Annotated in this window: 12 protein-coding genes; 5 read left to right on the forward strand and 7 right to left on the reverse strand. The window is 27.7% G+C overall.

Annotated features, from left to right (window positions below):
• Window positions 1–84: 84 nt before the first annotated feature.
• On the reverse strand, window positions 85–1,254 hold the full coding sequence (locus Q3223_RS08005; RefSeq protein WP_407811813.1) for a M20 family metallopeptidase: 1,170 nt from the start codon (window positions 1,252–1,254) through the stop codon (window positions 85–87).
• Between the two features lie 162 nt (window positions 1,255–1,416).
• Between Q3223_RS08005 and Q3223_RS08010 the strand changes: the two genes are divergently transcribed.
• Window positions 1,417–2,280 carry an LD-carboxypeptidase gene (locus Q3223_RS08010; protein ID WP_407811815.1) on the forward strand — a complete coding sequence of 288 codons (864 nt, stop codon included), beginning with the start codon at window positions 1,417–1,419 and terminating at the stop codon, window positions 2,278–2,280.
• Window positions 2,281–2,350: 70 nt separating this feature from the next.
• A complete protein-coding gene (locus Q3223_RS08015; protein WP_054269881.1) occupies window positions 2,351–2,944 on the forward strand; it encodes a DUF3867 domain-containing protein in 594 nt (197 codons plus the stop codon).
• A gap of 252 nt (window positions 2,945–3,196) precedes the next feature.
• On the opposite strand, the gene Q3223_RS08020 is transcribed toward Q3223_RS08015, so the two are convergent.
• Both Q3223_RS08020 and Q3223_RS08025 read right to left on the reverse strand, forming a co-directional pair.
• On the reverse strand, window positions 3,197–3,832 hold the full coding sequence (locus Q3223_RS08020; protein ID WP_054269882.1) for an isochorismatase family protein: 636 nt from the start codon (window positions 3,830–3,832) through the stop codon (window positions 3,197–3,199).
• Between the two features lie 78 nt (window positions 3,833–3,910).
• On the reverse strand, window positions 3,911–4,642 hold the full coding sequence (locus tag Q3223_RS08025) for a glycerophosphodiester phosphodiesterase (protein WP_074178934.1): 732 nt from the start codon (window positions 4,640–4,642) through the stop codon (window positions 3,911–3,913).
• Between the two features lie 329 nt (window positions 4,643–4,971).
• On the opposite strand from Q3223_RS08025, the gene Q3223_RS08030 reads away from it, so the two are divergent.
• From Q3223_RS08030 to Q3223_RS08040, 3 genes are all read left to right on the forward strand, one after another.
• Window positions 4,972–7,161 carry an amino acid adenylation domain-containing protein gene (locus Q3223_RS08030; protein ID WP_054269884.1) on the forward strand — a complete coding sequence of 730 codons (2,190 nt, stop codon included), beginning with the start codon at window positions 4,972–4,974 and terminating at the stop codon, window positions 7,159–7,161.
• 410 nt (window positions 7,162–7,571) lie between these two features.
• Entirely contained in the window at window positions 7,572–9,500 is a 1,929-nt protein-coding gene (locus Q3223_RS08035) for an OPT family oligopeptide transporter (RefSeq protein ID WP_054276369.1), read from the forward strand.
• Entirely contained in the window at window positions 9,487–9,834 is a 348-nt protein-coding gene (locus tag Q3223_RS08040; protein ID WP_054269886.1) for a PqqD family protein, read from the forward strand. Before Q3223_RS08035 ends, Q3223_RS08040 begins: the two co-directional genes overlap by 14 nt.
• Before the next feature lie 172 nt (window positions 9,835–10,006).
• Here Q3223_RS08040 and Q3223_RS08045 read toward each other — a convergent pair whose 3' ends face one another.
• The 4 genes from Q3223_RS08045 to Q3223_RS08060 form a co-directional block, all read right to left on the reverse strand.
• Complete coding sequence (locus Q3223_RS08045) at window positions 10,007–11,926, reverse strand: ATP-binding cassette domain-containing protein (RefSeq protein ID WP_407811817.1); 1,920 nt, start codon at window positions 11,924–11,926, stop codon at window positions 10,007–10,009.
• Between the two features lie 25 nt (window positions 11,927–11,951).
• On the reverse strand, window positions 11,952–12,734 hold the full coding sequence (locus tag Q3223_RS08050; protein ID WP_407811818.1) for a M15 family metallopeptidase: 783 nt from the start codon (window positions 12,732–12,734) through the stop codon (window positions 11,952–11,954).
• Between the two features lie 82 nt (window positions 12,735–12,816).
• Window positions 12,817–14,265, reverse strand: coding sequence for a transcriptional regulator DdlR (ddlR, locus tag Q3223_RS08055; protein WP_407811819.1), 1,449 nt, complete (start codon window positions 14,263–14,265; stop codon window positions 12,817–12,819).
• Window positions 14,266–14,288: 23 nt separating this feature from the next.
• Entirely contained in the window at window positions 14,289–15,188 is a 900-nt protein-coding gene (locus Q3223_RS08060; RefSeq protein ID WP_054269889.1) for a D-alanine--D-alanine ligase, read from the reverse strand.
• Between the last annotated feature and the right edge of the window lie 85 nt (window positions 15,189–15,273).

The following is a 15,273-nucleotide window of genomic DNA, read 5'->3' on the forward strand; positions in this document are numbered from 1 at the left end:
TGGTTTGTCATTTGTAATTTTAGAATAGTACCTAACACCATGTGAGAGTCAATATAAAAAATTATTAGATATAAATATTAATAATTAAAAAGCTAATATATTTTTTACATGAAGCATGACACCAGTAACAAGGCAATCTTCATCAATGTCAAAGGTAGATGTATGTAGAGGAGAGGTAATATTTTTTTTGCTATTTGCACAACCAAGATGGTAAAAAGCTCCTTCACAGTGCCTTAAAAAATATGAAAAGTCTTCAGCTCCAAGAGTGGGTGTATCTTTAATGATAATATTTTCTTTTCCAAACAAATCTATAGCATTTTGTTTAACATAATCTACCAGATGATTTGAATTTATAAGTGCTGGATAACCCTCCTCAATTTCAACAGAAATACTTCCTCCAAATGTTTTACAAGTAAAATCACAAATTTCTTTAATTCGTTTTTTCGAAAAGTTTCTAGTTTCTTGAGTTAAAGTTCTTAAAGTTCCTTTTATAATAACTTTATCACAAACTATATTTTCTTTGATTCCGCCTTCAATTTTTCCTAGAGAAATAACCACAGAATCGGTAGGATTTGTATTTCGACTGACTATTGTTTGTAGAGCAGTTATGATATGAGCAGATATAACTATAGCATCAATACCCTGGTGTGGATAAGCCCCATGGCACTTTGAACCATGTACAGTCAATCGAAGTGTATCAGTGGAGGCATTCAAAGTGTTATATTTTAATTCAATTAAATTTTTATCGATATTGGGATTTACATGAAGGCCAAATATATATTTAACATCTGGATTTTTCAGACAACCATCTTCTATCATAAGTTTAGCACCACCAATAGTTTCTTCAGCAGGTTGAAAAAAGAATTTTACATTTACATTTAGATAATCCTTTAATTTAAATAGTATATTACAAGTGCCAAGTAAAATAGCAGTATGTGCATCATGACCACATGCATGCATTTTACCAAGATTGATGGATTTATAAGAATAATTGAGTTCTTCTATTATAGGTAATGCATCTATATCGGCTCTTATTGCAACTGTTTCAAAATTTGGATTTATATTTATATATGCAGTTATCCCAGTATGATTTTTATACTCAATGTAATTTATACCTATTTCATTTAAATATTTAATGATTTTTTTCTTAGTTTGAAACTCTTCTAATCCAAGTTCTGGAGTTTTATGTAAATCTCTCCTGATATTTATAACCCAATCATTTATTTCATTACAAAGAGCTTTTATATTAAGCATAAAACACATCCTAACTATATTAAAAATTTATTTTTCTTCATTAATTATATTATTTAATGTAAATCATTATTCTGTATCAAGTACAAATAAAATATCTTATAATTATAGTAGATAGATTTAGCATGAGGAAAAATATATCATTTTAGAATAAGAGGTGTTTAAATGTTAGGAATAATTGCGCCATCTGGGCCATTGAGAAATACAAGTTTAGAAGAAATAAAGTCTAATTTAGAGAAGTATGGTTATGAAGTTAAATTTTCCGAAAGTTGTAGTTTAAATTATAAAGGGTATTTAGCTGGTAATGATGATGTCAGAGCTAGAGATATAGAAGATATGTTTTTAGACAAAAATGTAGATATTATTATGTGTTTAAGAGGAGGTTATGGAACAACAAGGATATTGGACAAAATAAATTATGATATAATAAAGCAAAATCCAAAACCATTTATAGGTTTTTCTGATATAACAGGTTTAAGCTTAGCTTTCTATAAAAATTGTGGTCTCTTACCATATCATGGCATAATGGCAGCAAATGTAGCCAAATGGGATGAGTTTACCTATAAATCTCTAATAAATGCTTTAGAATTTAAAGATGAACTCTATTTAGAAAACCCAAAAGAAGAAAAGATTTACACAGTATGTGAAGGTAAAGCAGAGGGAATAATAATGGGAGGAAATTTATCCTTAATAATTGCTACAATGGGAACTAAGTATGAAATAGATGCAAAGGATAAAATTTTATTTATTGAGGAGATTGGAGAATCTCAATATAAACTAGATAGAATGTTAACCCAACTATATTCTTCAGGAAAACTTGAGGAATGTAATGGTATAATTTTTGGAGATTTCAAAGATTGTATTGAAGAAAAGGATTTGATAGAATTATTAGAAGAATTTGCAAGGAAGGTAAATAAGCCAGCTGTATATAATCTTCAGTCTGGACATTGCATCCCAATGGTAACTATTCCTTTAGGTAGAATGTGTGAATTAAATGCTACAGAAAAAATGATTAAATTAAAAAAATAGTGTGTATATAAATATAATGGAAATATGGTATAATCTTATACAAGTAAAAATTTAGCTAGGAGGATGAAGAATGTCTGATGATAGAATAATAGACTTTAACGAACTGAAGAACAAAGTTAAAGATTCTGATGTAGATAAATTTGAGCAATATATATATAACTTATATTTTTCTGTTATGGATGGAAAAATGTCTATGGCTGAGTTTTCAAGAAAAATATTTGATTATATGAGAGATAACAACATATCTCAAGAAAAGTTTATGAAGATACAAAAGCAATTTATGGAGAGATATGGTATGGACACTGAAGAAGTAGAAAAACAACTTAGAAACTTTGGAATCGACCCTTCTACAGCAGGTTTTATGAGTGATAATACTTCAAGTAAAGTATCTACAGAAGATTTAGAATCGTTTAAGAAGAGTGCAGGTTTTTATGAGAAATATGGTGAAAAAATTCAGCCAAAAAGTTGTATAACAACATTCATAAAAAATGACTTGAATGATATTAATGTAATAATAGACCAAGAAAAAATAATGCTTTGTAGTGATAAAAAAATAAATCTTATGGACTCAGAATTAAATGAGTTTTTATTAGAATATAAGAATATGTTCAACAAAAAGATAAAAGTAGTTATGTGTGAGACTACAAACAAGTATGATTATTAAAAAGTAAATTTAACTATTGAAGCAATATTATTTAGTTATATAACTTAAAAATAAAAATCGCAATTTATATTTTTTACAAAAACATGTAAGGAATATGTAAATTGCGATTTTTTTATATTGTATAAGCTAGTTGTAGCAAATAATATTTATAAGTAATGATGTCTTTGTTAAAACTGTATTCTTATATTAAAGTTTTTATTGAAAATATCTCATTTATTAATTACATAATATACTGTATAAAATATTGGATTATTAATGTATTTCTTTTAATACTTTGATACCATTTTGAATCATACTATTAAAGAATACTAAGTTTAAAAGTTCTGCAGAGTGAACATTTGGGATATCATAAGTATCTACCAAATTCATAGGTACAACTATATTTTTTTCAATATTATATTGATTAAAATAGGCTTTTAGAGTTATTGCAAATTGATATATACATATATCTGTACAATCACCAACTATAATTATGTTGTCTATATCATCAAAATCTAAACGTTCTAATGCAAAAAATCCATTAGTAGAATTTTTAGGAAGAATTAGTAGATTATTTATTGACTTAAGCTCATCAACCAATTCACTTTCTATATCATTTTCCAAACAGTGAACAGGATAACTCAAAAGCTCTATAGACTTAGAAGTATGGGAGTCAGTAAATGCTATTATTCGATTTAATTTATTTGCTATTTTTTTTGTAAATGCTTCAATTGGTTTTATTAAAGACTCTACTCTAGGAGAGTATAAAGCTCCTTGTTTTGCAAAACCATTATTGACATCAATTATAAATAAAGCAGTTTTACTCAAATCATAATTTTCTATTTTTTCTATTGGTAGATTATCTAAATTACTTTTTAAAGCTTCAAGTTCATTTAATAAGTTATCCATAGCTATACCTCCAAGATAAATTTAATAAAATTGTACATATTAATTATATAAAAGTCAAGGAGTACAAACATTGTAAGGTTAACTATATTGTTTTGAACTTAAAAGATTTGAAGCTATATTTGGATAGTTAGTAAAAATGCCATCTACATTGAGCTTTAGACAATGTAGCATATCATCCTCTTCATTTACAGTATATACATTGATACCAAGTAAGTTTGTATGGCAAAGTTCAACAAGAGATTCATTTACTAAAATTAAAGGTGCATGAAGGTAACTATTACCTAGAAATTTAGCAAAATTGACTACATTGTTTATAGGTAAATAACACAATAATGCCGTTTTTACACTAGGGTCTAATTTATGAAAGTTTTTCAAGCTATTGCCATTAAAACTAGATATAAGAACTCGATTTTTCATATTGTATTTTAAAATAAGTCCCAAAACATCTTTTTCTATATTAGGATAGTTCACCTTGTCAGTTTTTAGTTCTATATTTAAAATAAGGTCTGTAGGTGAAATTAAAATTAATACTTCTTCTAAAGTTGGAATTTTACATTCTTTGTTGTATTGATATCCTTCAAAAGATGAATTTAGAGTCTTTAGTTTTTTTAAAGTAAGGTCTTTTACAAATCCATGTCCATTAAAAGTTCTATCAACTTTTTCATCATGAATAACTACAATTTTTCCATCTTTAGTCTTATGAACATCAAGTTCTATTCCATATATGTCCATATCCAAACATTTTTTAAAAGCTAAAATAGTATTTTCTGGATATTTTCCACTAAAACCTCTATGAGCGTAAATATTCATTTATATAGCTCCTTCCAATAAATATAACTTATCTTAAAAAATTTTAATTAATATAATATATCATATTCTAAAAGGTATTGTTATATATTAATTAAATAACTATTTATAATTTATATATTATATAAATGTAGAAAAATAAAATCATATATGTGTTATAATATATTTTAAACATTGAAAATATTAAGAATTTAGCAGTTATAATAAGTATAATTTTATGCAAGCTCATGTGTTTAGAGCTTGCATATGTATTATTGATATATTTCTGTATCGCGAAAATAAAATTCCAAAAGAATTTTTCTATAGATTTAGTAGTAAGGGGGAATTTTGATATGTATGAAGTTAATTTAGAACGAGCTATGAATTATTGGATGGATTTGTTAGATGATTATACAAATATAGCAAAAATTCCAAATGATTTTTTTTATAAAGACTGTTCTGATGAAGTAGTAGATGAAGTTTTTAAGATGAATATTGAGAAACATGAAAGATTAATTCGGTATTCTAAAAATAATAATATCAGCATAAGTTCTATCATAGAAACTATATATGGTCTTATACTTCAAAAATATATATATGAAGATGATGTAGTCTTTGGAAAAACAATAAATATAATTCCAATAAGAGTTAAGGTAAGACAAAGTGAGAAATTTATAGATGTTGTACGAAAGTTAAAAAGACAATGGAGTAGGTCTTTAGAATATGGATATTATTTATTATCAGATATAGAGAATAAAAATCATCTAAATACTAAACTTATAAATACCATATTTGTAGCTAAAAGTTTTGACTTATCATATGACTATGACATAGAAAAAAAAGGATATGATTTATCTGTAATAGTATATACAAAGAGGGCACTTAAAATAAAAATAAAATATAAGCCATCTATATACAAAAGAGAAACTATTAGAAGAATACTGAATCAATTTGATTATATAATAGAACAAATAATAAAAGATAACGATATTTTAATAGAGGATTTAGAATTTGTCTGTAAGAAAGAAGAAAAAGTATTATTAGAAGACTTCAATAATAATCAATATAAAGTTCCATATGATAAAAACTACATTGATTTATTTAGAGAACAAGCTAAAATAACACCTGATAATATAGCAGTTAGAGATGAAAATAGAAATTTAACATATAGAGAATTAGATGAGTTAACTGATAAACTTGCAGGTTATTTAAATCATATCGGAGTAAAAAGTGAAGATATAGTAGCTGTAATGTTACCAAGAGATATTAATATAATTATTACAGCAATAGGGATTATGAAATCAGGTGGAGCTTTTTTTCCAATAGATACAAGCAATCCAGAGGAAAGATTAAATTATCTTCTTGAAGATAGTAATGCAAAAGTAGTGATAACTACAGATGAACTTAGATGCAAAGTTGTAAATGAAAATACTATAGTACTTGATATAAATAATGAAAATATATTCAAAATAGGATATGAATTGACTGCAGAAATAACACCATCAAACTGTGCATATACGATATCTACATCAGGTTCAACTGGTAGACCAAAGACTATAGCCATAGAGCATAAAAGTCTAGTAAATATGTGCTATTATAGTGTAAAAGTAATAAATGCTACAGAAGATGATATATGTGGCATATACTTAAGCTTTAGCTTTGATGCTGTAATGAAACAGTTATTTCCATATTTGCTTATAGGTGCATCAATAAATATTATGCCTGAAGAAGCTAAGTTTGATGAATATACAGTAAATGAATATTGTGAGGAAAATGATATAACTATTTTAGCATTACCAACAGCATTTGCAAAATTGTTTATACAAAATTGTAATAATAGTTCACTTAGAGTTGTACAGACTGGGGGAGAAAGACTAAAAGGGTATAGAAAACGTAACTATGAGTTGTATAATGAATATGGGCCAACAGAATTTACTGTTGTATCAACTTCTTTCCATGTAGATAAGGAATACGGAAAAATACCAATAGGTAAACCTATATTTAATACTTATGCGTATGTATTGGATAAAAAGAATAAACTATGTCCAATTGGAGTTCCAGGAGAGTTATGTCTATCAGGGATTCAAATATCAAGAGGTTATTTAAATAAAAAAGGGTTAACAGAGCAAGTATTTGTAGAAAATCCTTATAAAACTTGTGAATATAATAAGTTAATGTATAGGACTGGTGACTTAGTAAGATGGCTAGATGATGGAAATTTAGATTATATTGGAAGAATGGATAATCAAGTAAAAATTGATGAGTTTAGGATAGAGCTATATGAGATTGAAAATATAATAAACAATATTGCAGAAATTAAAAGTGTTGTTTGTATATCAAGGACAAATGATGATGGAGATATGTATATATGTGCCTATTATGTTATTGATGATAAAGATAGTGATAAGGTAAATGAAAGAGCAGTTAGAGAATATTTAAATGAGCATCTACCTCCATATATGATTCCAACAATAATAATGAGGATAGATAAAATACCAGTTACACCAATCGGAAAAGTAAATAAAAAAGCACTACCAGAGTGATTTTTTATTATGACAGGTGTTGTAAAGTTATTGCAGAAATTTCTTTATGACACCTGTTTTTTAGAATGGATCAATTTACACAAAAGAAAGAATTTTCTGTACATTTTTACTGTGATGAAAATTTGTTTATGGGAATGATTATTGTATTTTTTATACTTTTGCGTGTTTTAAAGTGTTTTTTTAACAAATTTAATTTTATATTAAAAATTTTTTTTATTTTTTATCTTAATGCTTTTTAGTATAATTGAAAAATAAAAAGAATATTAGCATAAAAATATCTAAAAATAGAAAATAATAATATGGGGTTAAATTTTAGTAACTTTAACTCGCTATTTGTAAAATAATAAAAAGTTAAGTTTTATATGTATATATGTTATAATATATACAAACTGAAAAGGGGTGAAAATTTTATGAACAAAAAATTACCTAAGGGTGCTTATGGTGAGGTTAGTGGAAAAGATTACGTTCCTTACATCACAGATAAGTCCAGAACCGGTGGAAATGTAGCTGTACTGATTATCGGTATCATTTTAGCTGCCATTTTTGCCGCATCTACAACTTATTCTGGAATGAAGGCTGGTCTTACTGTTGCAGCTGGTATTCCAGGAGCTATAATAGGTTCTGCTTTTGTTGGAGCATTTGCTCGTCAAAAGGGTATTCTTGGTAAGAACTTAATCCAAGGTATGTCAAGTGGTGGAGAATCTGTTGCAAGTGGATTCATTTTCGTATTACCAGCAGTTATATTAATTGGAAGCCAAATTACATTTTTAGAAGGCTTAGCTGTTGGAGTTGGTGGAGTTTTATTTGGTATAGGAGTTGCTGCTATAGTTCACAACTATCTAATAGTTGAAGAACATGGTAAACTTATGTACCCAGAATCAATGGCTATATCTGAGACACTTGTTGCTTCAGAAGCTGGTGGAGATTCAATTAAGTACATGGGAATAGGATTTGTAATAAGTGGATTTATTACTGTATTAACTGGTTCATTCTTAAATGTAGCAAACAATGTAATGAGTCTTGTAGGAAGTAAGTTCTACAAATGGAAATTTGATATCGAAGTAAATCCTCTACTTTTAGGAATAGGATTTATAGTAGGACTTGAAGTTTCTTTAACAATGTTTGCAGGAAGTATATTATCAAACTTTGGTATCGCACCTTTAATAGGATACTTTACAGATATGGCTAGAGATGGAGCTATGGTATGGAATAATCCTGCAATGCCTCTTAACCAAATGGATGTTGGAGCTATATCTAGTAGTTATGTAAAATATATAGGTGCTGGTATGATGCTTTGTGGTGGTATTATTGGTGCAATAAAACTTATACCAACTATAATCGCTTCTATAAAAGAAACACTTAAAGCTAAATCAAGTACTGGAGAAGGAGAAGAAGGTTCATCTATACAAATGATACTTTTATTAGGTGGAGTAGTTGTTGGATTCCTAGCAGCGTTCTTAATTTCTGGTAATATTGCTATGGCAATTATTGGAGCTATCATATCTCTTTTATTATCTTTATTATTTGTTATAGTAGCAGGACGTTTAACAGGAACAATAGGAACATCAAACCTTCCAGTTTCTGGTATGACTATTGCTTCTCTAGTTATTGTAACATTAGTATTTGTTGTAATGGGCTGGACTGATTTAGAAGCTAATAAATCATTACTTTTATTTGGTTCATTTATAGTTGTTGCTATTGCTATAGCTGGAGGTTATACTCAATCTCAAAAAGTAACTTATATCATTGGTGGTAGCAAAAATGAAATGCAACGTTACTTTACAATTGCAAGTATAGTTGGTGTTATAGTTGTTGTTGGAGTAATTTTATTACTTTCTGACCAACTTAAAGCAACTGGTGATAATGTTCAATTTGCATTACCACAAGCTAACTTAATGTCAACATTAACTTCTGGTATTATGTCAGGTAGTTTACCTTGGGTTATGATTATTGTTGGAGTATTTATGGCAATTGTGTTATATGCATTAAATTTACCAATAATGACTATAGCTATAGGATTCTATTTACCAATAGCAACTACTTCTATAATATTAGTTGGAGCATTAATCCGTTTATTTGTTGAATTGGTATCTAAAACTGAAAAAGAAAAAGAAGTTAAAGTTTCTAATGGTATAAGTTTATCTTCTGGTCTTGTTGCTGGTGGTTCTATCATTGGTTTAATAGGTATAATATTACAAGTAACTGGAGTTATAACTCCAAAAGTACCAAGTGGATTTGCCGCAACAAATTCAATGGCAATTGCTTTATTGGTAGTTTTAGTTGTACTTACAGCATTACCTATTGTTTTATCTAAAGTAAAAAATAATGAGCAAGAGTAATGATGTTTTAGATATTGTATTTAAAATTACTAGTGGACTTGAATATGAAGTAGATGAAAATAGTATTGTAACGATACTTGAAAAACAGGACCATAAAATCCAAAAGTTTTTTAGAAAGTTAAAAGCTAGGATACCTAAATATAAAAAAATAGAACTAGATGAATATTCTAGTTTCGTATTTTTACAGATTGATGGTCAAAGGACTGTTAGAGCGATAGGCGAGAACCTAGAAGCTAAATATGGAGAAGAATCTTATCCACTTTATGAAAGATTGTTAGTTTTTTTAAATCATATTGAAGTTAATTGTCACTATGTTGAAAGACTGGATATATAAATATAAGGAAGCTTATTATAGGATATATCGGAATGTAAAAGTTAGAAGATAATTATAAAAGAGGCTATCTCAAAGTGGAGATAAGCCTCTTTTTTAGTGTTAAAATTATGAAAATATATTTAAAACCTGTAAATTTAAATTAGAAATTATTAAACTTAATATTAACATATAATTATTTATTATTAGCTATTTCATCAGCTAGATTATTTAAATATTCCCATCTCTCATATTTATGTTCAAGTTCCTTTTCTAGTTTTGACTTTTCATCTAAAATTTCTTGAAGCTTAGTAAAGTCAGTTGAAAATTTTGAAGTACTTTCATCAAGTGTTGAAATTTTAGATTCAAGTTTTTCTATATCAGATTCAATATTTTCAAATTCTCTTTGTTCATTATATGAGAATTTGAGTTTTTTATCATTTTTAGGTTTTTCTTTTTTTGAAGTAGTAGAATCGTCTTTTTTTATTGACTCCTTTTTAGACTCTTCAAACTCAATTCCTTGAATCTCTCTATATATAAGATAATCACTGTAATTACCTGTATATACATGGATTTTTCCATTTCCTTCATATGCAAAGATTTTATTACAAATTCTATCTAAGAAATATCTATCATGTGATACTGTAATTACTACACCTCTAAATTCATCAAGATATTCTTCTAAGATTTTAAGTGTCTCAATATCTAAGTCATTTGTAGGCTCATCCAACAGAAGGACATTAGGAGCCGTCATAAGGATTCTAAGAAGGTGGAGTCTTCTTCTTTCACCACCAGATAATTTACCTATCAAAGTATACTGCATGGTACCATTAAAAAGGAATCTTTCACACATCTGAGAAGCTGTAATTCTAGTACCATCTGAAGTCTCTATATAATCACTAGCTTCTTTTACATAGTCTATAGCTCTCATATCAATGTTCATATGAGAGTCATCTTGAGAAAAACAACCTATTTTAACTGTCTCTCCAATTGAAATATATCCACTATCAGGTTCTATTTCTCCATTAAGTATGTTTATAAGGGTTGATTTACCCATACCATTTTTTCCTATTATACCAATTCTATCAGTACGAGCTAAAGTATATTCTAAGTTATCTATAACTGTATTACCTTCAAAAGCTTTGGATATATTGTGTATTTCTATTATTTTATTTCCAAGCCTACTTGATGCAACTGATATATCAAGATTTTCATCAAGCTTGAAAGTTTCCCTGTTTGTAAGTTCATCGAATCTTTGTAAACGAGCTTTTTGTTTTGTACTACGAGCTTGAGCTCCTCGTCTAACCCAAGCAAGTTCTGTTCTAATTAAATTTTGTCTTTTATCTTCAATACTTGCTTCTAGTGCAAGTCTTTCCATTTTCTTTTCTAGAAATATTGAATAATTACCATCATAACTAAATAATCTACCTTTATCTAGTTCAATGATTCTATTCGTAACACGGTCCAAAAAGTATCTATCATGAGTTATCATAAGTAGTGAACCTTTTCTTGAATTGAGATATTCTTCAAGCCAATCTATAGTATCATTATCTAGATGATTAGTAGGCTCATCCAGTATCAAAAGCTCACAAGGAGTAATAAGGGCTGATGCTAAAGAAACTCTCTTTCTTTGACCTCCAGAAAGTTCTGCTATTTTTTGATTAAAATCATTTATACCAAGTTTCGTAAGCACTGACTTGGCTTCACTTTCCAAATCCCAAAGATTTAAAGCATCTATTTTTTCGTGTATTGATAATAATTTTTTATTCAATTCATCTGTAAAGTTCGAATTAAGTCTTTCCAAAATTTCTTGATATTCACCAAGTAGTTTTAATTCCTCTGAAGTCCCATTAAATACTTGTTCAAGTACAGTTGAATTTTCATTATAAGTTGGGTTTTGAGGTAGATACTCTATTCTAATACCATTAGTTTTTGTTATATTACCAGTTTCGCTTTCTTCAACTCCTGCAATAATCTTAAGTAAAGTAGATTTACCAGTTCCATTTACACCAATGAGTCCTATTTTTTCACCATCATTGATTCCAAGAGATATACTTTCAAGTAATTTTTTTTCGGAATAACTTTTACTTATGTTTTCCAATGTCATTAAATTCATATAATTCACCTTTATTTCTAATCTATTATTTTTCAAAATGTTGATAGTCTGGGTTTTTCCAATATCCACCCCAACTCCAACCTCTGCTTACAAAAGCATTATAACAATCATCACCTTTTTTTATCATTCCAAATTTCGAAGTAGACCTATCAGCATAGACTGTGCTTACTTTAGGACTAACATTATCTCCAGAAACTTGAGGATTCTGTAATGGATTTATATCTATAGCACGTCCTTTACCATGGTTTGAAACGACACTTGTACCAGCTACAGTTCTATAACAAAATGATGAGGTATTATTATCAGACATAGATTTTTCATCTACAGCATCATAATCATCTATTAGTTTGATTTTTTCAATTGGATATTTTTTTTCGTATAATTCCTTAAAAATATCCACAATTTCTGGAGCTAGTTCACTATTTACTATCATTTCTCCTTGATGAGTCTTTTCATCAAATCCATAGTATGTAAGTTTTAAATAAGATAGGTTATCAAAGCTTATAGGTTCATCAGAAGGCATAGATTTACCAATCATCTTGTTTTTTATATTATCTGGTATTGAAGAATATGAAAAAGTAGGTTTGATATTGTTGTCTTCCTGCTTTTTACTAGAGCTTTGATTATTTTTAGAATCATCTGTTGTATTGTTTTTATTTTGCATAGTTTCTTGGCTGTTTATGTTATCTTTTTTGTTAGGATTAGAGAAAAGTATCTCATATATAGATAATAAGGCAAGAAATAATACAGTTATTACAATTGTTAGTTTTAATTTATTAATCTTTTTTCGTTTTGACTTTTTACTCATATTATCCCCCAGTGTTAGATTCATATAAACTATATATATTATACATCATAAAAATAAACTAGGCTAACAATATTTAGTTAACCTAGGACATTTCATCTATAGTTTCTCCAATTACTTTTATTCCAATTTCAATGTCTTTGAAAGATAACCTAGAAAATCCAAGTCTTAGAGTGTCATAACCAGAATCGTCTGTAAAGAATAAATCTCCAGGCATAAATATAACATTTTTTTCATAACATTTTTCCAATAGTTTTCTAGTATCTATGTTTTTTAATTTTATAAATATATGCAAACCACCATCACCTAAGATGTATTCTGTGTTTATATATTTTTTTATACATTCATATGCAAAGTTAAATTTATCTCCATAGAATTTACGTATTTTTTTAACATATTTTTCAAAAGCACCATTGCTCAAATAATCAAATAAAATTCCTTGGTCCAAAAATGATACATGTATATTTCTGCATCTTTTAACACTTTCTAACTTATCGATTACTTTTTTATCTGCAAATATCCATCCAATTCTCATTCCAGGAAATAAAATTTTTGAGAAACTGCCAATATATACAACTCCATTATTCATATTGTCAAGAGAGCAGATAGGAAATATATGAGAACTATTGTAGAGCAATTCTTCATTAAAACCATCTTCTATAATTGCTATGTTATACTTTTTCATAAGATTATAGAATTTGTATCTATTTTCAGGAGTCATTACAATCCCTGTAGGATTGTGATAAGAAGGTGTAATATATGCAAATTTTATTTTATTTTTGTACTCAATTAAGCGTTTTTCTAGCATATTAAAATCCAAACCATCTTCATGTATGTCTACACCTAAGATATTAAGATTATGCGATTTCATAATTTTTATAGCAGTATTATGAGTAGGATTTTCACATATTATGTAATCTTTTTCTTGAGTAAAAGATGACATAATAATGTCAAAGCCTTCTGTAAATCCATTTGTTATTAGTATGTCTTTGTTATTAATATCAACACCCTTGTTTGTCATGTATTTTAGTAAATAATCAATAAGGGGTTTGTAACCCTGTGCATATCCATAATTGAGCAATTTGTGACCTTCTAACGATATTCTATTTAGAAAAGATTTTTTGAATTCTTCCATATCAAATAAATCTCCATCTGGAGAGATACTTTTAAATGAGATTAAGTCAGAGCTCCAAGGAATCTCACTTTTTATAATATCCAATTCATTAGCTTTTTTGGAGTATGTATTCTCTAAACAGTCCCAGTTCAAAGACCATGTAGTATTTGAAGATTTATTCTTTGATTTAACAAATGTACCTTTTCCAGAAATAGAGTAGATTAGTCCTTCAGATTTTAATTCTTCATAGGTTAAGACTATAGAATTTCGACTAACTTGTAAAAGCTGACTAAGCTCCCTTGTAGAAGGGAGCTTACTATTGTCTGGAATTAATCCTTTTGATATCATATCACTTATATAATTTTTAATTTGTATATAAATTGGTTCATTATCATTTAATTTTAGATTTGAAAATATCAAATTACCACCTCAAATTATTTTATCTAATTTAAAGAGTATTCTATAAGTTTATCTAATAGCTCACTATACTTAATACCTCTAGCAGATGCACTTCTAGGAATTAAACTAGTTTGAGTCATGCCAGGAAGAGTATTTAGCTCAAGAACATATGGAATACCTTCACTTATAATCATATCAACTCTTACATATGCTTTGCAATTAAAAATTTTCCAACAAGTCTCAGAAATTTCATTTACTCTTTTTTGAAGTTCATCTTCTAAATAAACAACTTCTTCTTTTGCTCCTTTTTCAACTGAATATTTAGCTTCATAATCAAAGAAACCTGAATCGGATTTTATAGATATTGTAGGGAATACTTCTCCATTTAGTATAAATGAAGTATATTCTCCACCTGGTATATATTTTTCAATCATTACAAATTCATCAACTTCTAGTCCTTTGCGAACTGCATCCTCAACTTCATCTTTAGAATGAATAAAGAATGTGGCTACACTTGAACCTCCTGAATTTGGTTTTATAAATACTGGATAACCTATCTTATCTATTTCATCATAGTCTATTTCATCAACTGATTTTACTAAAGCCCATGGAGCAGTAGGAAGATTTGAATCTCTAAGCATTTTTTTAGTTATATTTTTATCCATACACATTCCACTGCAAAGAGGTCCACATCCAGAATATGGTATATCCATAGTTTCAAGTATTGATTGAATACATCCATCTTCTCCAAACTTACCATGTAGGGCAAGTATTGCAAAATCTACATCTTCTGGTATTTTTGTAAATATATCTTTTTTATCATCTATTATTACTTTTACAACATCATATTTATTTTTATCAAGATTATTATATATCTCTTTTCCTGAGTTTAAAGAAACTTCTCTCTCTGATGATATTCCACCCATTATAACTGCTATTTTCATATTATACACTCCTATTTTGATTTTTATTATTTTAAATTAAATTTTTTATTTACTTACTTAATTATATGAATTAAGAGTTGATGAT

The organism is Clostridioides sp. GD02367, from assembly GCF_045900275.1.
GTDB lineage: Bacteria > Bacillota > Clostridia > Peptostreptococcales > Peptostreptococcaceae > Clostridioides > Clostridioides difficile_A.

What these genes read in the sequence shown, in the direction of transcription:
- Q3223_RS08050 (WP_407811818.1), bottom strand. Translation starts at nt 12,734, where the DNA reads ATGAGTAAAAAGTCAAAACGAAAAAAGATTAATAAATTAAAACTAACA.
- Q3223_RS08040 (WP_054269886.1), top strand. Translation starts at nt 9,487, where the DNA reads ATGAGCAAGAGTAATGATGTTTTAGATATTGTATTTAAAATTACTAGT.
- Q3223_RS08005 (WP_407811813.1), bottom strand. Translation starts at nt 1,254, where the DNA reads ATGCTTAATATAAAAGCTCTTTGTAATGAAATAAATGATTGGGTTATA.
- Q3223_RS08045 (WP_407811817.1), bottom strand. Translation starts at nt 11,926, where the DNA reads ATGAATTTAATGACATTGGAAAACATAAGTAAAAGTTATTCCGAAAAA.
- Q3223_RS08060 (WP_054269889.1), bottom strand. Translation starts at nt 15,188, where the DNA reads ATGAAAATAGCAGTTATAATGGGTGGAATATCATCAGAGAGAGAAGTT.
- Q3223_RS08030 (WP_054269884.1), top strand. Translation starts at nt 4,972, where the DNA reads ATGTATGAAGTTAATTTAGAACGAGCTATGAATTATTGGATGGATTTG.
- Q3223_RS08020 (WP_054269882.1), bottom strand. Translation starts at nt 3,832, where the DNA reads ATGGATAACTTATTAAATGAACTTGAAGCTTTAAAAAGTAATTTAGAT.
- Q3223_RS08010 (WP_407811815.1), top strand. Translation starts at nt 1,417, where the DNA reads ATGTTAGGAATAATTGCGCCATCTGGGCCATTGAGAAATACAAGTTTA.
- Q3223_RS08015 (WP_054269881.1), top strand. Translation starts at nt 2,351, where the DNA reads ATGTCTGATGATAGAATAATAGACTTTAACGAACTGAAGAACAAAGTT.
- Q3223_RS08025 (WP_074178934.1), bottom strand. Translation starts at nt 4,642, where the DNA reads ATGAATATTTACGCTCATAGAGGTTTTAGTGGAAAATATCCAGAAAAT.
- Q3223_RS08035 (WP_054276369.1), top strand. Translation starts at nt 7,572, where the DNA reads ATGAACAAAAAATTACCTAAGGGTGCTTATGGTGAGGTTAGTGGAAAA.